Source organism: Pseudoalteromonas sp. KS88 (assembly GCF_004766475.1).
GTDB lineage: Bacteria > Pseudomonadota > Gammaproteobacteria > Enterobacterales > Alteromonadaceae > Pseudoalteromonas.
Genome location: NZ_PYHV01000029.1, coordinates 1 through 20,923 on the forward strand (window position 1 = coordinate 1; position 20,923 = coordinate 20,923).

Consider the following 20,923-nt stretch of genomic DNA (forward strand, 5'->3'; position numbering starts at 1 on the left):
CGCTTTTTAGCGGCATTTTTTTTGCCCAACTTACAAAGTCAATGTGATATTAAAAAGTTTATCAGTATAATGAGTTAAATAAGTTGGTGGTTTAATGTGTTGTTAATGAATTAGTGGTTGTTGCTTTTCATTCTTGAATTTAGTGCTTTATATGCCAGTTTAATTTTGTTTTTATTGCCACATAATATTCCATCATAATTTTTGGTTTTTTTAGTGAAAGGGTCTGATTTATTGAAAACATAATAATCAAAAATTTTTTGCCATGATTTTCTCTGATGCTCAGGTAAATGTCTAATTGTTAAAATGCTATGTAATAAACTGTCTGAAGCATTATTATTTATACTCTTATCCGTGGTTTCATTTTTCCACCAATAATTAATTAATATATTTATTTTTTCAGTCGCTTTTACATTATGCCACCACAGCGGTGGAATAAATAAAGCTTCTCCTTCATTTAGCGATGCCTTTAATACTTGATCTTTTACATTAGAGAACTTTGGAAACTTAGTAAGGTCAGGTTGCGAAAAGTCGACTTGACTAACAGCGGGACCCGCTATGGAAAAATCCAGTGGCGCAACATATAAATTTGAAATAGCTTCGGCAGGAAGTAGGTAAAAAGTTCTTTTACCACAAAGGTTTAAAGCTATATTATGCTCGCAGTCATAGTGTCCAGGGACTGTTGTGGCATTACCAATCCAAATTCGAGGATCAATACTTGCTAAAAAGTCTGGGGATGGATTATTTTTTAAAAATGAAGTTAAGCAATCTTTAATTAGAGCACTTTGAACTGCAATGACCTCGGTGTTCTTTAACTTTAAATTAAGGATAAGCTTTTTAAGCACTGATTGAAAAGGAGCATCGTATTTTTTAAAAGTATAAGACTCAAAAGTATTATCTGAAAAGCTTATTAAACCGTTGTGTTTTTCATCAATAACTAAAGTATTAACAAGTTCAGGTTTCGCTTGACTAATCAAGTGTCGTAATATTTTATCACCTGAATGTTTTGCAATTTCTAATGATGGCCAATTATTAAATAAGTTGGTTAAAATAATTGGGCTGTCTTTTTCTTCAAGATAACTCTTTAAATTATCAATTTCTTCAACATTAATTCGTTGTATCTTCATCCTTTAACTTACCTTGAATACATGTTATTTTTAATAAAATAATAACATATTGATGAGTGATTTATGTCAGAAAATTATGAAATATTTAGCTTGGAAAAACATAAAGAATATTCTGTTCAAATTAGTGGTGAATATTCATACGCTAGCCATCTACATATGGTGAGTATTGTACCTAGTGAAATTGCAAAAGTAGCTTTAAACTTCCCAATTTCTTTTATTAAGTCAAAAAATGATAGCTATCATATGGTTGCTATTCTGGGTCTACAGGCGGGTTCTAATGTGTTCATTAATGATGGGCATTTTGATACGGTCTATGTGCCACAAAATATCGCTAAATATCCTTTTGCATTGGCAAAAAATACACATGATGATGTAGTAATGGCGGTCAATCCCGATGTGCTCAATACGCAAGGCATAGGAACTGCTTTGGTTACAAGTGAAGGGCAACCTTCTGAATATACAATTTCAAAACAAAAGCAATTATTGGATCTGGCTGAGCAAGAATTACTAAGCAGTCAGTTTATTGAAAAGTTAAACGAATTAGGGCTTCTGACTGAGCAAAGTTTTAAATTTGATTTAGGTGATGGTGAAAAAAAGCAAATCTCAGGGTTGTTTTCTGTAGACAGAGACTTATTAAACACTATAAGCGATGAGGATATGTTATTGATGCAAAAGAATGGCATGCTTGAGGCTATTTATTCGCAGTTAATTTCATTAGGCCAATTCCAACGTCTAATAGACAAGTCAACAAAAAGTTAAATTTAAAACTAAGGGTTCTATAATGTGACAAGTCATGTCGTTCACACATAGATGCTTAATTAACCTTCCTATGTAAGCAAATTGAAGTAGTTTAGGTTAATCTAATTGGTGTCATTCAAAGTAGTAAATCTGAAGTACAATTTGCAACAAAATTTTCACTTCCTTTTTGTGTTCAAAACCTTTAGCCTTAGGGCACTAACAGCAAAAACATAATTTATAATTTAATGGAGCAGTAACATGGCGGAGCAACAAGTACAGCCTTTACACAATGAAAAACATGCCAACACTAAAATTCAAAACGGCATCAATGTAGAATTTTTAAAATCACAACATTTAGTACCAGTTGTTGCACACGAGTTTGCTCGTGTGGCAAATGAATTCCCAATGTCTTTTGTTAAAAATAATGAAACAGGTCAATTTCAAGCGGTTGCTATGTTTGGCCTAGAGCCAGGCGAAAACTTATTTGTTCAAGACGGTAAATGGACTGCTGCCTATGCACCTATGGCAACAACACGCTACCCACTAGGTTTGGTTAAGCACCCGCAAGAAGATCAATACGGTATTGTTATTGATGAAGCAAGCCCGCTTGTTGGTGAAGAGCAAGGTAGTGCTTTATTTGAAAACGGTGAAGAAACTGATTATTTAAAGCGTCGTAAAGAAGCATTAGTATCTTTTATTGAGTTTTCTCAAGTAACAGAAGCGTTCACTAAGTTTTTAGCTGATAAAGAGCTGCTAGTTGCACAGACACTAACAGTTGATATTAAAGGCGAGAAAAAAGACATCAATGGTATTTACCTTATTGATGAGAAAAAATTGAATGAACTAAGCGATGAAGACTTTTTAGATCTTCGTAAACGTGGTTATTTAGCACCAATGTATTCGTTCTTAACGTCTACTCATCAAGTAGCGCGTTTAGCACGCTTAAAAGCTCAACAAGCTTAATTAAGCATGTATGACGAAAAAGCGCCACTAGGCGCTTTTTTTATGCGCTTTATCTGGTAAAGGTTGTAATAGGAGGTGATTTTATACACAGTAGAATCACATTGAATAAACTAAATAGAAAAACATGAATAAATTAGTTTTAGCTAGTTTAATAAGCGTTACCTCGCTTATTGTTACTCCACAATTGTTTGCCAAAACAAAACCATTCGCAATCGCTATCCATGGCGGTGCAGGCACTATCGAAAAGAGCAGGTTTACACCAGAGCAAGAAAAAGCATACAGAGCTAAACTCAAAGAGGCAGTAGAGACAGGTTATAAAGTGCTTGAACGAGGTGGAGAAAGCCTAGATGCCATTACAGCTGCTATCAACGTCTTAGAAAATTCCCCTTATTTTAATGCTGGCCGTGGCGCTGTTTACACATATGATGGCGAGCATGAGTTAGATGCGTCGATTATGGATGGACGTAACCGCCAAGCAGGTGCTATTTCGGGTGTGAAACACATTGAGAATCCTATTAACTTAGCCCGTTTAGTTATGGAGCAATCAGTTCATGTAATGCTTAGCGGTCAAGGTGCTGAGAAGTTTGCGGAAAATAACGGTGTTCCGTTAGTTGAAAACAATCTATTTGATACAGAAAATCGATATAAATCTTTATTGAAAGCCAAAGAAAAGCTAGATAAAGCAAAGCAAACAAGTAAGGACTACCAAGCTGCACATTCAGCACTGCCTGCTAACTTTAAAATGGGCACCGTAGGGGCTGTTGCACTTGATAAAAATGGCAATTTAGCAGCAGGTACTTCTACCGGTGGTATGACTGCAAAACGCTTTGGTCGTGTTGGTGACGCGCCTATTATTGGTGCTGGTACATTTGCTGAAAACGAGTCGTGTGCAGTGTCAGCAACAGGGCATGGCGAATACTTCATTCGTTATACTGTGGCTGCAGATGTTTGTGCCCGTGTAAAATACCAAGGTAAAACAATTTCACAAGCAGGCGATGAGGTTATTAACGGTGTGCTTAAACCAATTGGAGGAACGGGCGGTGTGATAATTGTTGATAGGGAAGGAAATATGAGTATGCCGTTCAATACTTCAGGTATGTATAGAGCAAGCAAATCAAACACACAAGCTACTTACGTTGGTATATTCAATGGAGAGTAATCATTTTTAAAAATGAAAGCGCCTAATTTATGTGGGTGATGCAGTCAGTTTATTTGTGTAATCACCCTTAATAATCTCTAATGCTTTTAACACATCTTCTGGTTTAACATTGTTTTCTTCTAATAATTGAATGAGATCAACGGCTAGTTTGATATGGGTAGGTGCTTGTTCAAGTGCTTGGCTCATACTTTTCCTTTTTTTGCGATTTGGCTGATAGCAACATCTATTGCAATGTTAACTTGGTTTTCCATGTGAATTCTCTCGTCTTGTGGCAAATAAAAGGCCATATCAACATCAAAACGAATATATCGTGGTGTTAACTGGTTTAACACAGTACAACAAAAATCCGCCATTGTATCATCGTCATACTGCTTATCTAACTTTCGCTTAATTATCTCTTCAACCACTATTTTTTCAAAGTAGTTATGTATATCATCATGGAGTCTCACGGCTTTACTCGCTTAGTTTATATCATTGATTTTAGTTTATACTAAGGTGTTGGATAAATCGAATATCTGCTGCAAAATCGAGCGTGAAATTATCGATTATGCAAATATTAAGTGTGAATAGGGTAGCTAGCGTAGTTGTTTTTTTTCAACAAGTTGGATTTTTTCTTCAGTGGCCGATATTGCTTTTCTACACCGGCCCAAGCGGCCGTGTAAGGTTAATATTTCTAAATTCAACTCAGAGGCTTTTGCGGGTCCGACATTTTGCATTTTTAGCTTACGTTCTTCTATCATTAATACCAGTCTTCGCTCGAACTCATGATTTTGTTTTAATTCATCATAGAGTTCATGAATCGGTTGCATGATTTTCTTTGCGGTTTGCTGAAAAGCTTTTGTCTTATTGCGGGGTTTGAATGTATGTTTATTTTCTTTTGCCCAGATCGGTGTTGATTTAATAACATTAAATACAGCCTCTACTTGGTTGCCAATACGTTCAAGGGCATAATTGTAAGCGTGGCGATGCTCTGCTGGAGGCAGCTTTGCTATTTCATCCTCTATTTCAATCACATAGTCAGCCAAGTTTAAGCTTTTAGTTGAAAAAACACGACGATCAAATAAACTTGGTTGAGCTTGCATATAGCGATTTTTAGTAAGTAATTTAGCATTATCAAACTTGATTGCTTGTTGCTTGAGTGTATTTATTTGCTGACAAAGCTTTTCAAACGCGATTGATTGCATATTATAAATATGCCTCATAAATTAATTTAAGCGCTAAAATAATCACAACAGTATTAAAAACAGGCTTGATAAACTTACTACCAAAGCGGATTGCAGAGTGAGCACCCAGCCATGCACCTAGCATAAGAAACAGCCCCATAGTGACACCTAATATAAAGTTAACATGGCCCAGAGCAACAAAGGTGATTAATGACACAAAATTTGAAACAAAATTCATGGAACGCGCTAACCCACAGTTTAACAGTAAGCTCATTCTATAAAGTAAGCTGTTAGATGCAGTCCAAAAAGTACCAGCACCTGGTCCTGCTAATCCATCAAAAAAACCTAGGCTTAAGCCTTGCAACCATTGCTTAACCTTTGTTGAGCGATTAAGAGGAGGTAATGCATGCTCTTCAGTCGCGCTCAAGTTACCGAATAAGCTATAACAAGCTACAACAATAATCACAACGGGTAAGAGTTTATTTAAAAACTCGATGCTTAAGTAATCAACAACAAGCGTACCTATTAGTGCACCTAACCCCGTCGCTAAGATCGAAGCAGCCCAAAAACGGGGATTAAATAGTTGTTTACGAAAATACGTTACGCTTGCGGTAAGTGAACCAAAGCTTGCTGCTAATTTATTCGTGCCTAGAGTCAAATGTGGCGGTAACCCGGCCGTTAATAATGCTGGTACAGTTAACATACCGCCGCCACCGGCTATGGCATCAATGAAACCTGCGGCCAGTGCCACAGCGCAAAGGAGTGCCCATGTTGTTGGGTCAAGTGCAAGTTCAAACATTAATAGTCTATTTGTCTTTTAAAAGGTGGAAGTGTATCAAGCATGGCTTTTCCATATCGCTTGGTTACTAATCGGCGATCAAGAATTGTGATTCGTCCCTGATCGTTTTCTTTTCGAAGCAGTCTACCACAGCTTTGTACTAATTTCTTTGCTGCGTCGGGCACAGTGATTGATAAAAATGGGTTTCCACCCTTACTTTGTACAAATTCAGCTTGAGCTTCTTCTATCGGTGAAGTTGGCACGGCGAAGGGAATTTTAGTTATCACGAGGTTTTCAAGATATTTACCGGGTAAATCGAGTCCTTCGGATAGACTTTGTGTGCCAAATAATATGCTACCTTTCCCTTGTTCTATATTTTTATTATGTTTTTTTAAAAGCGCTTCTCGAGACATCTCGCCTTGTACTAAAATATCTATATTTTTTAAACGTAATGCTTTGACCACATGATCCATCTGCCAATACGATGCAAATAGCACTAAGTTCGCTTGTTGTTGATTTAAGTGTTCGGGCAGAACAGAGGCTAAATGATCACTAAAATCTTTATCAGTAGGTTCAATAGTTGATTTTGGGATATGTAAAGTAGCTTGATTTGGATAATCAAAAGGTGAAGGCACTTTGAGGTATTTAACACCTTCCTCTTTGGCTAATCCGCTTTCGTATGCAAAATGATCAAAAGATCCCAGAGCCGTTAAAGTGGCTGAACATAAAACAGCACCCGCACATTGTCGCCAAAGTTTATCTTTTAAGTAATAACCCACTTCGATAGGACAGTCACTTAATAGATGATCATGATGGCTCTTATACTCTAACCGTTTTATCCAACGCGCATGGGGAATGCCTTCACCTTTATTAGCATAACTAAACCAAAGCTTATTAAGTTGTTCTAACCGATTTATGTAATGACCACTTTCGCCCAGTATAGGGTCGGCTACATAGGGTTTGATATCGCCATCACTTACATCTTGTACTAATGTATCGTGCATTTTATTTAAACAGCGAAGAGCATCTAGAGTAGCTTCACTAATATCTTTGGCTTTATTGTATAACGAATCGGGGATCTCACCATGTTCAAAGCGATAAGTGTCATCTTTAGAGTAGTTAAAATCGGCCTTGTCTAATATATCGCGAACAACTTTTAGGTCTTTATTAGCATCGTTAACGCTGTCGCATAATTTAAAGTTTTGTCCTATGGCTTTTTGACCTACTAAAACTTTTGCCATTTTCCCACTGAATTTTGTAAGTTTGTCTAACCAGTCAATGGTGCCTTTTATAGTGGCTGCCGCAGAAGAAAAATCACGTGTTATATGTGCTAAATGATGAGCTTCGTCGATAACATAAATGGTGTTATCTGGCTCGGGCAAAATTTTACCGCCGCCCAAATCAAGATCTGCTAGTAATAAAGAGTGATTGATGACCAATACGTCCATTTGCATTAATCGTTGACGAGCGAGCTGAAATGGACAAGTTTGATGTGCTTTCATTTGTCTTTGACAGGCGTGCTTATCGCAAGCAATTAGCCCCCAAACACGATCTGGAATAGTATCAGCCCAGCTATCTCTATCGCCTTGCCATTTTTTATTGGTATATGCATCATAAAGTTGTTTTAGGCATTTTGTTTCCATCGGACTCAAAGGAGAGTTCAGCGTTGGCATGAACTCCATTTGTGTTTGGCTATCGCCATTTATAGCATTGTGCAGCTTATGTGCGCATATATAGCGTTGACGACCTTTAACTAAATCAAATTTAAAATCAAGTCCAGAATGAGTTTTAAAAAACGGCAGTTCTTTACTTATAAGCTGCTCTTGCAATGCAACAGTAGCGGTTGAAATGACGAGTTTCTTTTTTTGTGCCAGTGCTAAAGGCAAAGCGCCTAGGCAATAAGCGAGTGATTTGCCAGTACCAGTTCCTGCTTCAATAACGCAAATACGTTGTTTTTTATGGTATTCGCCAGCAAGTGTTTTCGCAATTTCAGCGACTAAGTAGTTTTGGCTGCTACGAGGGCGGTAGTCGTTCAGGTTATCGGCCACATGCTTATGAATTTTTCGTATGGTGGTTTTTAATGGTTCAGAAAGCATGGGTGAATAACCTAAAGTATGTATATAATTACAGTGCTACATATTAATTGGGATCGGACATTGACACAAGCAATCTATCAAGGCTTTATACTTTCAAGGCAACAATACTCTCCTAATAAGTATAACCACCAAGAAGGCATTACTCTGTGTTATTGGCTGTCTAGTGATAGTGGCCCAATAAAAGTGTTAATACCTAATCAATCGGCTTTGTTTTTTATACGCGCCTCAGATGTTGAAAAAGCAAACGCTTTATTAAAATCAGTTGCAATCCCATTCGACATAAAAGAGGTATCAATACACCACTTCGACTCAGAAGAATGCGTTGCCTATTATTTTTATTCAACTCAAACATTATATCAAGCACGTATCCTACTTGAGCAGTCAATCTCAATATATGAAGCGGATATTCGCCACACTGACCGCTTTTTGATGGAGCGCTTTATTCGTGGCAGTGTTTATGTCACAGGAGAGGTCACACAAAAACAAGGTTACATTCAAATTAATCATGGGCAAATCAAAGCGGCTGATAACTATATACCTTCATTTAAGCGTTTATCGTTAGATATTGAATGTAGTGGGGACGGGGTGCTTTTTTCAATCGGCCTTGTTGGTGATGACATTGATTGTGTATTGATGATTGGCGAGCCTATGACATCTAAACAGTCAATTGTGTGGTGCCATGATGAGCTTGATTTACTCAACCAGCTTCAAGCTTTTATCTTAAAAGTGGACCCCGATATCCTCATCGGCTGGAATGTCATCGAATTTGATTTTACTGTACTTTACAAGCGTGCTGAAGAGCTTGGTATAAAGTTGTTAATAGGGAGAGATCATTCACCTCTTTTTGTAAAGGAAGGTCATTTTACGCGCTTAACATTACCGGGTCGTTGCGTTATTGATGGTATAGATACGTTAAAGAATGCAACGTATCACTTTGATAGTTTTTCGCTTGCAAACGTGAGTCACAAAGTATTGGGTGAAGAAAAGCTGATAAAAAGCAATAATCGTTTAAGTGAAATTGTTCGTCAATATAATGAAGATAAATTAGCACTTGCAGCTTACAACCGCCAAGATTGTGTTTTAGTCAATCGAATATTCGACACACTCAAACTTATAGACTTTGCTGTTGTTCGTACTGAATTGACTGGCTTAGAACTAGAGCGGATGGGGGGCTCCGTGGCTGCGTTTACCAACTTATACTTACCGTTGCTTCATAGAAGTGGCTATGTTGCACCTAATTTAGGTGAGCATGGTTTAACGTTTGAAAGCCCTGGTGGTTATGTTATGGAGTCAACACCGGGGCTTTACAAAAACGTATTGGTTTTAGATTTTAAAAGCCTATACCCCTCTATAATGCGTACCTTTTGTATTGACCCATTGGGCTTAATTAAAGGGCTTGATAATGTGAGTGATGCAATCCCTGGCTTCTTTGAAGCTTATTTTTCAAAAGAGCAGCATCACTTACCAAACTTAATCAAAGAGCTTGCAGCGTCTCGCCAAAGTGCAAAAGAAACTGATCAACCTATGTTATCGCAGGCGATTAAAATTATAATGAACAGTTTTTATGGTGTGCTCGGTTCAAAAGGCTGTCGCTTTTATGATCCGCGCTTATCGAGTTCGATTACCCTACGTGGCCATGAAATCATGCAAACCACACGTAAATGGCTAGAAGAACTTGGCCACACAGTTATTTATGGCGATACAGACTCGACATTTGTCTGTTTAGATGAAGCGATGACAGCACAACAATGTAAGCTGGAAGGAAACCGGCTAGCGCATACCATTAATATAAAATGGCAAGAAGAAATAAAAAATCGATTTGATTTAGAAAGTTATTTAGAAATTGAATTTGAAACTCACTACAGTCCCTTTTTTATGCCTACTATACGCGGAAAAACAACTGGGTCTAAAAAGCGCTATGTAGGCCAAATTAATAATGATGGCGATAAAAGGCTGGTATTTAAAGGCATGGAAACAGTTCGCAGCGACTGGACACAGCTTGCACAAGAGTTTCAGGTAGCGCTTTTTGAATTGTTATTTAAAGATAACTTTGACGCCACAAGTTTAACAACGGTTATCGAAAGTTATATCGAACGGTTACATGCTGGCGAGTTCGATAGTAAGTTAATCTACCGTAAACGCCTAGGGCAACATTTATCAGATTACCAAAAAAACATCCCACCTCACGTACAAGCTTTAAAAAAATATCAAGCTAACTACCCTGAATTTGAAATAGCAAAGGGACAGGTTGTTGAATATGTATATACAGATAGCGGTGCGCAATTACACCAAATTGGCAACAAGTTTGATTATGCAGTTTATGTCGAAAAACAAATAAAACCTATCGCTCAAATGATACTCCAACCATTAAAGTTAGACTTTCAAAGTACAAAAAAGAGCCAGTTAGACCTGTTCTGATTGTTGCGAAAAAAGAAACTAAGTTCCCACAAGTAAAACAATGCGTAACAATTTTAATAAATGACCAGTTAAGATTGTCCCTTAAATAAGTGTATTTGTACCTCTTTGATGCATTTTTTGGATTAATTGCTTAAATTAGTTTAATTATTCGTGAACAGATGTTGGCAGTCGTGTTTTTTTTGTTTAGTATCTTTGTGTGATTGCAACGTTATGTTCGCAATCGTTTACAAAAGCTAAATAAAAATAACCGCAATATAGTGGTCCAGGGAGAATCAAATGTTAAATAATAAAGTTTCAAAAGCTGTTCGCTTAGCGATTGCTTTTGGTGCAGTTTCAACTGCTGCCTTTTCAGCTAATACAATGGCTGCTGAAGAGGGTGCAGAAAAAGTTGAACGTATCCAAGTAACGGGTTCACGTATCAAACGTACCGACCTTGAAGGCGCTTCACCAGTAATTTCAATTACAGCGCAAGACATAAAGATGGAAGGTGACTTTACAGTTGCTGATGCTTTACGCTCTAGTTCATTAAACTCTTTCGGTTCATTCTCTGAGCGTTCTGGTAGCTCAGCGCAGTCACAAGCAACTATCAACCTTCGTGGTGCTGGTTCACGTCGTACTCTTGTACTTCTAAATGGCCGTCGTTTCCCAGGTTCACCTACTCTTGGTGGTGCTTCTGCTAACCTTAATGCTATCCCAATGGCAGCTGTTGAACGTATCGACATCATGACTGAAGGTGCTTCTTCAATTTATGGTTCAGATGCAATGGCAGGTGTTGTTAACGTAATCCTAAAAGACAACTTTGAAGGCCTAACTTTCAATGTTGGTGCAGGTCATCGTGACCAAGATGAAGGCACAACTTCATCTGAGTTCTCAGTAGTCGGTGGTGTTTCTAGCGACAAAGGTAATATTACTTTCTCATTCGATCACCAAAAACGTAAAGGTATTAGTGACGGCGCTCGTGATTACACTAAAGCGCAAATCGGCGATTTAGACGGTGACGGCGATATCGAAGCGTATTCAGGTGATACTGTAGGTTGGTCAATCTATGGTGCTACTATTGCTTCACCTGATTTTGCTACAGCGTCAGCTTCACTAAAGTGTGATGACTTAATTGCAGAATACGGTGAAGATACGTTCCGCCGTGTTGATGCAAATGAAGATTGGGGCCCAGGTTCTGAATATTGTATGTATGCATTCGGTAACGTTTCTTACAATACAGCTTCGATTGACCGCAACACGTTATATGTGAGCTCTAACTATGAGCTATCTGAAAATGTAGAGTTCTTTGGTCAAGCAATGTTTGTACAAAACTCTTCATTCGGTCGTTATGCACCACCTGCTGCTCCTTGGCGTGGTATGGCTGCTGATAATGAGCACAACCCATATGGTGAAGAAACAACTGGTTACTTCCGTTGGGTAGATATCGGCACGCGTGATGGTAACGTTGATGACTACAACCTAGATTTAACAGCAGGTCTTCGTGGTTTCCTTGATTGGAATAATGCTTCTTGGGAAGTATATTACCACCGCAACAAGGCTGATAATAAGTCTGTAGGTCAATACTACCTTTCTTATTCAGGTCTTGCTTACAACCAACAAAACGATATCGATTTGGGTTCTGAAGAAGGTGTTGCAAACATGAAAGCAACAACTCTTCAAGAGTCTTCTTCTACGTTCGACCAAGTGTTTGCTGGTATCGGTTTCGATTTAGGTGAACTATCTGGCGGTACAGTATCTCACTATGTGGGTGCAGAGTACTTTGAGCAAACTTATGCTGATATCTATGATGGTCAGTCTGAAGCAGGCCGTATCGGTGGTTCAGCAGGTAACTCTTCTGAAGGTTTACGTGATGTAACAGCTGTATTCTTTGAAACAGTATTACCTGTAACTGAGACTGTAGAGCTTAACGTTAAAGCACGTTACGATGATTATTCAGATTTTGGTGATAACATTGCACCTGCTCTTTCAGCTCGTTGGGAAGCTATGGAAGGTGTAGTGGTTCGTGGTTCTTACTCAGAATCATTCCGTGCGCCAGGTCTTGACTTGCTTAATGCTGCACGTACTTTCTCTGCTGAATCAGCAATCGATTACGCTAACGGTGCAACAACATCACGTCAGTATGATACTTATTACACGCAGAACTCTGGTCTAGATGCAGAAACGTCTGATTACACTAACTTAGGTGTAGCATGGGATGTTAATGACAATGTGAGCTTTAAGCTTGATTACTTCCAACTTTCTGTTGAAAACGTAATTCAATCTAAGTCTTTACAAGGTCTTCTTTCTGACGAAGCTGCTGGTCTAATCTCAGCTGTTTCACCTGATACAGATACTTCAAACGAAACTTTCTACTTGAAGCGTGCTGCATCTGGTACTCTAATTGAAGCAGGTACTTCTTACTTTAATGGTGCTGGTTTCGAAATTGAAGGTATCGATTTCACAATCAATGCTAACCTTGAAACAGCATTCGGTGATTTACGTTTCAGCAATGTTAACAGCTTTGTACTTGCATACGATTCTGAAGTAGGTGGTACGGTTCAAAATACTACAGGTTGGTCAGGTCAACCAGAGCTTAAGTCTGTAGCGACTGTGTCATGGTCTTATGAAGATCACTCAGTATCTTGGAACTCTACTTATACAGATAGCACAACTGAGACAGAGATCGATAGAGACGGCGATGGTTACTACGAGCAAGAAGGTAAACTTGACAGCTGGTTGATTCACAACTTAACTTACAGCTATTTTGCAGGTGAGTACGGTTCAGTTACATTCACAATCAATAACTTAACTGATGAAGATCCAGTTCTTTCTTCAGCAGGTACATGGGATAACCAAGACTTGTACAACAACTTTGGTCGTGACTACCGTGTGAACTACACTATTAGTTTCTAAGTTTAAATAAACTTAAAAATACAAAAGGGCTGATTATTCAGCCCTTTTTCATGTCAGTAAGAAGGGTTTATGAAAGATTATTGGAGCGAGTATTGGGCACAGGGTTATATAACTTCTTTTGGTGAAGATATAAAAACAAATTACTCAGGTAAACTGAAAGAATGTTGGGGGAATTTTTCTAGTGCATTAAATGAAGATGCTACAATTTTAGACATAGGTACAGGTAATGGGGCATTAATCGATTTAATAAATAATTCTCGTGAGCATAATTTTACATTTTTTGCAGTCGATCAAGCGCAATTAAAAGAAGACCTTATAAAAAGCCTACCAGGAAGATTTATTTCTAATACGAGCGCAGAAAACCTTCCATTCAAAAATGAATTTTTTGATGCAGTAGTATCACAGTTTGCAATTGAATATAGTGACCTTCATGCCAGTATTAAAGAGTGTGGTAGGGTTTTAAAAAAAGGGGGGAGTTATCAGTTAATTTGCCACGAAAAAGATTCTGATATCGTTACTCCAAATATAGATATATTAGCTTCAGCAAAACGAGTAAAAAACATGTTCTTAAATGAGCTTTACCAGCTCATAACATGCATCAAAAAAAACGATGATATATTAAATGAAAAAATTAATTTAATAGAACTTTTTATAAAAGAAGAAAATAAAATAAACACTTACGCATTCAATGCAACATTATTTCCAAGCTTTTACGAATTTGTTTTAAGTAATAGAAAAATCGACTTAGATAAAGCATACTCTTTATTCAATAAAGAGCTTGAAGGGTTAATATTTAGGCTGAGTGATTTAGAGAATGCAGCAAAAAATAGTAGTGAAATTTTAGGTTACTTAAATCAATATAATTTATCAGTATCTTCTGTAAAGTTAATCGATAAAAATAAACAGTTTATTGGAACACTTTATCAAGGTCATAAGCTTTAAAATTACTTTTATATTGCTGGGCTAATAAATGTAAAGCACGTTGAATAAAGTTGTTAATTGTTTAGATTGTTTTGCTTTTAAAATCCCTTGGTTTTTAGCTAAATGATAATAAGAACTAGTTCACATCTTGGCTCATTAAATTTATTTTAGGCTGTTTATAGCAACTGCATTGCATTTTCACTTATTTTACATGTGGTTACATTTGAACCTCACCGTTAACAGACGTTTTTTTTGTAAACAAAACGCCTTGCAAGTTAAAAAACTGTTGACCAAATGATGTTCCTGATATTAGTATATTTTCTCGCAATGGGGTACTTAGTTGCCATTACGTTAACTAAGTCGCTCCTTTGGGGTCTAAAACTAATAAAATCATATTTCAAATATGACCAGGGAATAATCAAATGTTAAATAACAAAGTTTCAAAAGCAGTTCGCCTAGCGATTGCTTTCGGTGCAGCATCAACAGCTGCATTTTCAGCAAGCACAATTGCTGCTGAAGAAGGCGCAGAAAAAGTTGAACGTATTCAAGTAACAGGCTCACGTATCAGCCGTACTGATATGGAAACTGCAACACCAGTTACAGTTTTTACATCTGTTGAAATCGAAAAAACAGGTGTTTCTACAGTAGCAGAGTTTTTAAGAACCAATGCTTCTACTGGCGGTTTTAACGAATCAGCTACACTTAGCCAAGCGGCTGGTGCATCTTCAGTTGGTATTCGTGGTTTTAGCTCTGACTACACACTAATTCTTTTAAACGGCCGTCGTTTACCTAAAAACTCTGCTGGTGGCGTATTTACAGATGTAAACCAAATTCCAATGGCAGCTGTAGAACGTATTGATGTATTACCTGATGGTGCTTCAGCAGTATACGGCTCTGATGCGGTAGCTGGTGTAATTAACATCATTACTAAAACTGACATGGAAGGTGTTGCAGCTAAATTTAAATACGGCGCAGCATTAGAACACATGGATGGTGATGAGCTTCAGTTCTCATTAACAGCGGGTGCTACAAGCGGCAATACTAATATTTTATTCGCAGCTGATTATTTCGAACGTCGTCCAATTATGGCTAAAGACCGTGAAATGGGTGGTACAGCTTATCTTCCAAACCACCGTGGTGGTGAAGGTCGTTCATCTTGGGGTATTCCTGGTTCTACGTATGTTGATTCGCCTTCTGCGACTGATACAGGTTGGGCTCCTTGGTCTGATTGTGCTACCGAAAATGTATTATCTAATGGCCGTTGTGCGTATGACTTCGCACCGTTATATCAATTACAGCCAGCAAGTGACCGTCAATCTATCTTAACGTCAATTTCTCATGAATATAGTGATGACCTAACATTTGATTCACAGTTCCGTTATACACGTGCTTACACGCACAGTTCAAATGCACCAGCTCCAGGTTCTGTTAACATTTCTGAGAGTCCATTTTTAAGAGACTTCTTAATTAACGACCGTTATAAATCAAACCCTACGCTGGGCGCTAAAATTGCTGATGAAATTGCTGCTGGCGATGGTTTTGCTTATGTAGGTCGTCGTTATATCGATTTCCCTAACCGTCAAAAAGACAACACAAATGAAACGTTTGAAGCAATCGGTGGTGCAAACTACTTGATCAGCGATAACTGGGAGCTAGATTTTGATATCGGTTTCTCACGCTTGACTAACCGTCAGGTTGGTAAAGCTGGTCAGTTACTTGTAGATGGTGTTGAAGGTGCATTTGCTGATGGTACTTTGAATCCTTTCGTAGTAAACGATTGTAATTCAGCAGAGCTAAAAGACTTCTGTGAAGGCTTAAACTCATCAATTCACAGAACATCTGAATATGAGCTAGCTTTCTCTTCATTAGCGGTTTCGGGTATTACAGGTCTTGAGCTTCCAGGTGGTGAAGTAGGTATTGCAGCGGGTGTTGATGTTCGTCGTGAAAACTACTTAGACCGTTCTGACCAAGCTTCTATCAGCGGTGATGTTATTGGTGGCGCTGGTTCAAATGGTGGTGGTGTATTCCAAAATGAAGCTGTGTTCATGGAAGTTAATTTACCGATTCTTGATAATTTAGAAGCGAGCATCGCAGTACGTAATGACTCTGCAGACTGGGGTGAATCAGACGCGAGTGAAACAACTTACAGCGCTAAAATTTCTTATCGCCCAACAGATGACATCATGCTGCGTGCATCATACGGTACAGGCTTTAAAGCACCTGCGCTAGATGACCTTTACTTATCATCTTCATTCGGTGTGAGCAAAGCCGTAGATACTAAACTATGTCAAGCTGCTGGCAACGATGATAATCACCCTGATTGTAAAGAAGTTGAACTTAACTCTAAATCAGGTGGTAACGTAGAGTTAGAGCCTGAAACATCAGTATCTTACAATATTGGTATGGTTTACGATGTAACTGAAGATCTATCTTTCACAATCGATTATTGGTCACTAGAGATTGAAAATATTGTTGGTTCACTAGGTATTCAAGAAATTCTTGATGAGGAAGCGAAAGGTAACCTTACAGACCTAGTTGTACGTAACTCATCTGGTCGTATTGATGATACTAAGAGAACAGGTTTTGTTAAAACCGATTTACAAAACTTGACTGAGCAAAGTGCAACTGGTTTGAACTATGATATTCAATATTCAACTGATTTAAGCTTTGGTTCTTTAACTTCTCGTTTGAAAATCGAACAGTTCTTAAGCTATGAATCACAATCTTCAGCAGTTCAACCTTTGTGTGATTGGATTGATGATGAAGCAACACGTGATTACAATGCTAATGGTAACTTCACACTAGATACAGGTGACTTTACAACGTCATTAAACATGCGTTTCTTACCTGGTTATGACTCGTATGATAAGCGTAATACAGCTAACAAATCATGTCAGTTAGTTGGTTACTACGATGTAGATACTAAAAACTTAGATGCAAACGGTGATTACGTAGACGCAGGTGAGTCTCAACATTTTGCTTCTTACGTTCAGTTTGATTTAACAGGTGCATACCACGTTAATGAAAACAACACAGTAACTGTTGGTATTCGTAACTTGTTTGATAGACAGCCTCCATTTAGCTCAGTAAATGACTGGCCTTTCTACAGCCAAAGCACTTACGACAACATCGGTCGTTTCATGTACGTACAATATGATGTTAAATTCTAATTTAGTTTAGAGTAAGGGAGCGCACAATAGTGCGCTCTTTTTTTATGATTCAAATAAATGCAAAACCTAAAATATGCTTTGCTTCGCCTGTTCTTGAAGGAAGCTTTGCTCACTCAGAAGCGTTAAATAAACGATTATCTGAACTATTTTTTGACCTTGAGAAACAAGGTTATAAGAATGAGAATAAACTTAATACCACTCTAGGCAACATTTTCGACAGCCCTGGTGATTTATTTTCATTAACTCAATACGAAGATATCCTAGAAATTCGTCGTTTAATGAATGGTGCTTTAACTTCTTGGATCTTAGAAACATCAAATTGGCAAAAAGAAGATTTAAGTAATTTAAAATTTGAATTCGAATCTTGGTTTCATATATCACGATTTGGTGCCACTAAGTCATTACACGATCACGGCCAATGTTCTTGGTCAATGATCTATTATGTTGATGCTGGGGATTTACCAACTGTTGAGTTTCCACGAAGTGGCTACTTACAAATATATGATCCAAGACACATACAGCAAAATCCTGACGATCAAGGCTTTTTTAATTTAAAAGCGATGTTCGATTATGGTGGCTTTGCAATTAGACCAAACTCGGGGAAATTTGTTATTTTTCCTGGTTATCTAGAGCATGAGGTTGTTACTTATTTCGGTCAGAGTCCGAGAATTATGATTGCACTTAATTGTTTAATTCGTAAAAAGTAAAAGGAAAAATCTAATGAAAAAAATTATGACTCCCTTGTTGATACTACTTCTAACGGCATGTAGTTCAAACAATGTTAATAACAAAGATGCTCAAATGGAAGAATTAGCTAAAGTTGAGAAAGACGATAAGTATGTATGCACAACAATTAAAAAAACAGGTTCGCACTTCAATACGCGTCGCTGTATAACTAAAGAAGCAAAAAAGAGAGAAGAAGAAAACGCTAAAAAAACGATGGAAGACTTGGACCGCAACTGGTCCTTGCATGGAGGTTAAGATGAGCAAATATTCACTTATATTATTTCTTTTTGTCTTATTGAAACCTTTCAACTTATTCGCGGCAACGCAGTGGATTGATTTTAAAGTGGTTAATGGTAAAGTTGTTGTTCCTGCGGAAATCGAAGGGATTGCCGTAAACGCTATATTAGATACCGGTCAGAAAGAGCATTACATTAGTGAGCAGTTTTTAATTAGCCACCCGTTGGCTGATAGAAAAGGTAAATCAATTGATGTTAAAGATACCAGTACAGAAGCTAGAAAATTTTTGTACAACCAAGTTAAGCTTGATATTTTTGGCTTCAACAATAAATTAGATGAAATGAGACCTACAAAAATAGATGATGGCGATATTATTCTTGGTATCGGCTTTTTCCATAATTTTGTAATGCAATTTGATTATCCAAAAAGAAAACTGCGATTTTTAGATCGAAAATCAATTGACTTAAGAGCAGCTGAAAACATTGATATGCGCTTGCATCGTCAGTCAGCGCTCCCTATAGTAAAGGTTAACCTAAACGACAGTAAGTCTATTTGGGCTCTAATCTCTACTGGTGCTCAAGAGGGGTTGAAAGTTGAACGCACGATCATTGAAAATCAAGGTTGGGATAAATCTCTTGCCTCTACTTCTGTTGAAATAGTAGAAATAAATGGCCCTCAAACTTATGAGTTATCTAATATACCAAAAGTTGAATTTGGACCGTTCAATGTAGACGCTGTATCGATTGCTTACCCGCAAGAGGGTAAACGCTTTGAGTTATTAAATAGCGATTCATTTACAGGCTCCAATTTAAAGGGGATGGATGTTAAAGGTGTTCTTGGGTATGACTTATTACAACACTTTTTAATAACTGTAGATTTTAAATACGGGCATATGCATGTAGGCCTTTCAGAGTAAGTTAAACGATGCTAAATAACATTTACTGTAATTTAGCATCTCTCCAATCTAAAAAATATCGCTCAAAAAGTGCTTATAATTTTTAAACCTTCCAACTGACCCTGAGTGTAATTTACTTCTAACTTGATGATAGCTAGCCGTACGAATACTGTTAGTATTTTTGTAAAAATTTAGCATGTCTTTTTCAAACTCTATTTCTAGGAATTGGCACAATGTCTTTAGACTTTGCTCAGTATAACTAATTAAATCTTCGTACTTAAACGTCAAAATATCGTCGTTAAATTTGGACTGCCAGTGTTTTACTACCGTTTGTTGTTTTAAAAAATACGCTTTAGTTAACTCTAAATTTGATGCGTAGGGGTAGTTGTTAGCGATATTTTGAAAATAGATGGATAAGCAAGTATCTTCGATGCTTCTTTGTGTAATGATGAATTTCGCGTTTGGGAAAAGTGCTTTAATTAGACCTATGTATAAAACGTTATCCGGTAATTTGTTTATAACTCGATTAATCCCCCCTCCATATAAGCTCATCTTTTTTTCATATGCATTTGCAAGTTCATTTGCATAGTTGTTACTTTTAATACATGAGTTAAGTGTTTCAGCTGTAAAGAACTCAATTTCACCACCACTATCAAACTGACTGTGTGCAGAAACAATCTGTTCAATAAGGGTACTACCTGATCTGAACATACCGCAAATAAATACTGGGGATTCATCACGCTGTAATTGGTAACTTATTTTATACTGCTCTTCCATTAAGTAGATGGGATCATTCGCTGTTTCACTAACTGGTACTAAGTTGTTTGCAAGTTTAAAGTACTCAAAAGCACGACCAAACTCTGCAAGCTTGTCAAAAGCTGTACCCATTGAAAAATATAGATCAGTTAGCTCACCTTTTGAGAGTTCGCTTTTTTTAATTATGTTTTCACATGTTCTTAAAAGTTGAGGTAATTTTTCTTTACACTCTATAGATAAAAGCCTGGTAAGTGATTGTGTATGATTATGGTGCTTAAAATTTGTTTTGAAGAGTAATTTTGCTTGTTCAAATTCGCCAATATTTTCATAGGTAAGTGCCAAGTTATAACGAGATACATAGTGTTTAGGATCTAATGAAAGCACCATTTTTAAATAGTGCATAGCTTCATTCTGACGATCTAATTTTAAATATGAATTTGCAACGACCTCAAGGACATCTATGTTATTTTTTATTTGGTTCTGGGTATGAGAGTCTTCTTTTAGGCATTTAATTGTGAGCTCGTGATCACCATGTGAGGCAAGTCTAATAAGTGCTGCTATGTAGTCCTTGTTATATAAGCCTTTCATTATGATTTTACAGATATTGCTTTTTTCAGTTAATTCCCCTGCATGAAATAACTGGTTAAATATACAAAGTTTAGATTCGTCATTTAAATTACTGTAAGCTCTTTCGAAGAAAAACAAATCATCAATGTATAAGTAGTGAATAGCTAAATTTAAAGTGATTTGAATATTATTTTTGTTTAAATCAAGTAATTCATTATTAATATTTTTGTAGTTTAAAGAGGATCCCTCATTTCTAAAAAGGTTATATGCAATTTCAAGTTTTTTAGCTATTTCTTCATTGTTCATTATTGACTAATACC

Annotated in this window: 17 protein-coding genes; 10 read left to right on the plus strand and 7 right to left on the minus strand. The window is 37.2% G+C overall.

All coding sequences use genetic code 11. From position 1 onward, the window contains the following. Positions 1-110: 110 nt before the first annotated feature. On the minus strand, positions 111-1,124 hold the full coding sequence (locus C7Y70_RS17560) for a cupin-like domain-containing protein (protein WP_135476172.1): 1,014 nt from the start codon (positions 1,122-1,124) through the stop codon (positions 111-113). 63 nt (positions 1,125-1,187) lie between these two features. Here C7Y70_RS17560 and C7Y70_RS17565 point away from each other — a divergent pair, with 63 nt between their 5' ends. From C7Y70_RS17565 to C7Y70_RS17575, 3 genes are all read left to right on the plus strand, one after another. After that, the gene (locus tag C7Y70_RS17565) at positions 1,188-1,883 is read left to right on the plus strand and encodes a SapC family protein (protein ID WP_135476173.1); all 696 of its coding nucleotides are present in this window, start codon (positions 1,188-1,190) and stop codon (positions 1,881-1,883) included. 237 nt (positions 1,884-2,120) lie between these two features. Beyond that, positions 2,121-2,825, plus strand: a complete 705-nt coding sequence (locus C7Y70_RS17570) for a SapC family protein (protein WP_135476175.1) — start codon at positions 2,121-2,123, stop codon at positions 2,823-2,825. Between the two features lie 124 nt (positions 2,826-2,949). After that, complete coding sequence (locus tag C7Y70_RS17575; RefSeq protein ID WP_135476177.1) at positions 2,950-3,984, plus strand: isoaspartyl peptidase/L-asparaginase; 1,035 nt, start codon at positions 2,950-2,952, stop codon at positions 3,982-3,984. A gap of 27 nt (positions 3,985-4,011) precedes the next feature. Here the strand turns inward: C7Y70_RS17575 and C7Y70_RS17580 are convergent, their stop codons facing one another. The 5 genes from C7Y70_RS17580 to dinG form a co-directional block, all read right to left on the minus strand. Beyond that, positions 4,012-4,170 carry a DUF2496 domain-containing protein gene (locus C7Y70_RS17580; RefSeq protein WP_099295880.1) on the minus strand — a complete coding sequence of 53 codons (159 nt, stop codon included), beginning with the start codon at positions 4,168-4,170 and terminating at the stop codon, positions 4,012-4,014. Further along, entirely contained in the window at positions 4,167-4,433 is a 267-nt protein-coding gene (locus tag C7Y70_RS17585) for a late competence development ComFB family protein (protein ID WP_099295879.1), read from the minus strand. Before C7Y70_RS17585 ends, C7Y70_RS17580 begins: the two co-directional genes overlap by 4 nt. 126 nt (positions 4,434-4,559) lie before the next feature. After that, entirely contained in the window at positions 4,560-5,168 is a 609-nt protein-coding gene (locus C7Y70_RS17590; protein ID WP_135476179.1) for a primosomal replication protein, read from the minus strand. A gap of 1 nt (position 5,169) precedes the next feature. Continuing rightward, positions 5,170-5,946, minus strand: coding sequence for a TSUP family transporter (locus tag C7Y70_RS17595; RefSeq protein WP_135476181.1), 777 nt, complete (start codon positions 5,944-5,946; stop codon positions 5,170-5,172). Continuing rightward, a complete protein-coding gene (gene dinG / locus C7Y70_RS17600; RefSeq protein WP_135476182.1) occupies positions 5,946-8,021 on the minus strand; it encodes an ATP-dependent DNA helicase DinG in 2,076 nt (691 codons plus the stop codon). The genes C7Y70_RS17595 and dinG overlap by 1 nt, the downstream gene beginning before the upstream one ends. A gap of 60 nt (positions 8,022-8,081) precedes the next feature. On the opposite strand from dinG, the gene C7Y70_RS17605 reads away from it, so the two are divergent. From C7Y70_RS17605 to C7Y70_RS17640, 7 genes are all read left to right on the plus strand, one after another. Next, positions 8,082-10,439: a DNA polymerase II gene (locus C7Y70_RS17605; RefSeq protein ID WP_135476184.1), complete on the plus strand. Its 2,358-nt coding sequence runs from the start codon at positions 8,082-8,084 to the stop codon at positions 10,437-10,439. 276 nt (positions 10,440-10,715) lie between these two features. Further along, positions 10,716-13,331, plus strand: coding sequence for a TonB-dependent receptor (locus C7Y70_RS17610; protein ID WP_135476186.1), 2,616 nt, complete (start codon positions 10,716-10,718; stop codon positions 13,329-13,331). Between the two features lie 69 nt (positions 13,332-13,400). Beyond that, on the plus strand, positions 13,401-14,273 hold the full coding sequence (locus tag C7Y70_RS17620; protein ID WP_135476188.1) for a class I SAM-dependent methyltransferase: 873 nt from the start codon (positions 13,401-13,403) through the stop codon (positions 14,271-14,273). Between the two features lie 401 nt (positions 14,274-14,674). Next, a complete protein-coding gene (locus C7Y70_RS17625) occupies positions 14,675-17,422 on the plus strand; it encodes a TonB-dependent receptor (protein ID WP_135476190.1) in 2,748 nt (915 codons plus the stop codon). Between the two features lie 29 nt (positions 17,423-17,451). Continuing rightward, positions 17,452-18,129, plus strand: coding sequence for a putative 2OG-Fe(II) oxygenase (locus C7Y70_RS17630; protein ID WP_135476192.1), 678 nt, complete (start codon positions 17,452-17,454; stop codon positions 18,127-18,129). Positions 18,130-18,142: 13 nt separating this feature from the next. Continuing rightward, the gene (locus tag C7Y70_RS17635; protein WP_099295870.1) at positions 18,143-18,403 is read left to right on the plus strand and encodes a hypothetical protein; all 261 of its coding nucleotides are present in this window, start codon (positions 18,143-18,145) and stop codon (positions 18,401-18,403) included. A gap of 1 nt (position 18,404) precedes the next feature. After that, complete coding sequence (locus tag C7Y70_RS17640) at positions 18,405-19,301, plus strand: signal protein PDZ (RefSeq protein ID WP_135476193.1); 897 nt, start codon at positions 18,405-18,407, stop codon at positions 19,299-19,301. Positions 19,302-19,349: 48 nt separating this feature from the next. Here the strand turns inward: C7Y70_RS17640 and C7Y70_RS17645 are convergent, their stop codons facing one another. Then, the gene (locus C7Y70_RS17645; RefSeq protein WP_135476195.1) at positions 19,350-20,909 is read right to left on the minus strand and encodes a sulfotransferase; all 1,560 of its coding nucleotides are present in this window, start codon (positions 20,907-20,909) and stop codon (positions 19,350-19,352) included. Positions 20,910-20,923: the final 14 nt, after the last annotated feature.

Bases quoted from the DNA above. Each gene is read 5' to 3' on its own strand.
- C7Y70_RS17560 (WP_135476172.1), bottom strand. From the start codon at position 1,124: ATGAAGATACAACGAATTAATGTTGAAGAAATTGATAATTTAAAGAGT.
- C7Y70_RS17565 (WP_135476173.1), top strand. From the start codon at position 1,188: ATGTCAGAAAATTATGAAATATTTAGCTTGGAAAAACATAAAGAATAT.
- C7Y70_RS17570 (WP_135476175.1), top strand. From the start codon at position 2,121: ATGGCGGAGCAACAAGTACAGCCTTTACACAATGAAAAACATGCCAAC.
- C7Y70_RS17575 (WP_135476177.1), top strand. From the start codon at position 2,950: ATGAATAAATTAGTTTTAGCTAGTTTAATAAGCGTTACCTCGCTTATT.
- C7Y70_RS17580 (WP_099295880.1), bottom strand. From the start codon at position 4,170: ATGAGCCAAGCACTTGAACAAGCACCTACCCATATCAAACTAGCCGTT.
- C7Y70_RS17590 (WP_135476179.1), bottom strand. From the start codon at position 5,168: ATGCAATCAATCGCGTTTGAAAAGCTTTGTCAGCAAATAAATACACTC.
- C7Y70_RS17595 (WP_135476181.1), bottom strand. From the start codon at position 5,946: ATGTTTGAACTTGCACTTGACCCAACAACATGGGCACTCCTTTGCGCT.
- dinG (WP_135476182.1), bottom strand. From the start codon at position 8,021: ATGCTTTCTGAACCATTAAAAACCACCATACGAAAAATTCATAAGCAT.
- C7Y70_RS17610 (WP_135476186.1), top strand. From the start codon at position 10,716: ATGTTAAATAATAAAGTTTCAAAAGCTGTTCGCTTAGCGATTGCTTTT.
- C7Y70_RS17620 (WP_135476188.1), top strand. From the start codon at position 13,401: ATGAAAGATTATTGGAGCGAGTATTGGGCACAGGGTTATATAACTTCT.
- C7Y70_RS17625 (WP_135476190.1), top strand. From the start codon at position 14,675: ATGTTAAATAACAAAGTTTCAAAAGCAGTTCGCCTAGCGATTGCTTTC.
- C7Y70_RS17635 (WP_099295870.1), top strand. From the start codon at position 18,143: ATGAAAAAAATTATGACTCCCTTGTTGATACTACTTCTAACGGCATGT.
- C7Y70_RS17640 (WP_135476193.1), top strand. From the start codon at position 18,405: ATGAGCAAATATTCACTTATATTATTTCTTTTTGTCTTATTGAAACCT.
- C7Y70_RS17645 (WP_135476195.1), bottom strand. From the start codon at position 20,909: ATGAACAATGAAGAAATAGCTAAAAAACTTGAAATTGCATATAACCTT.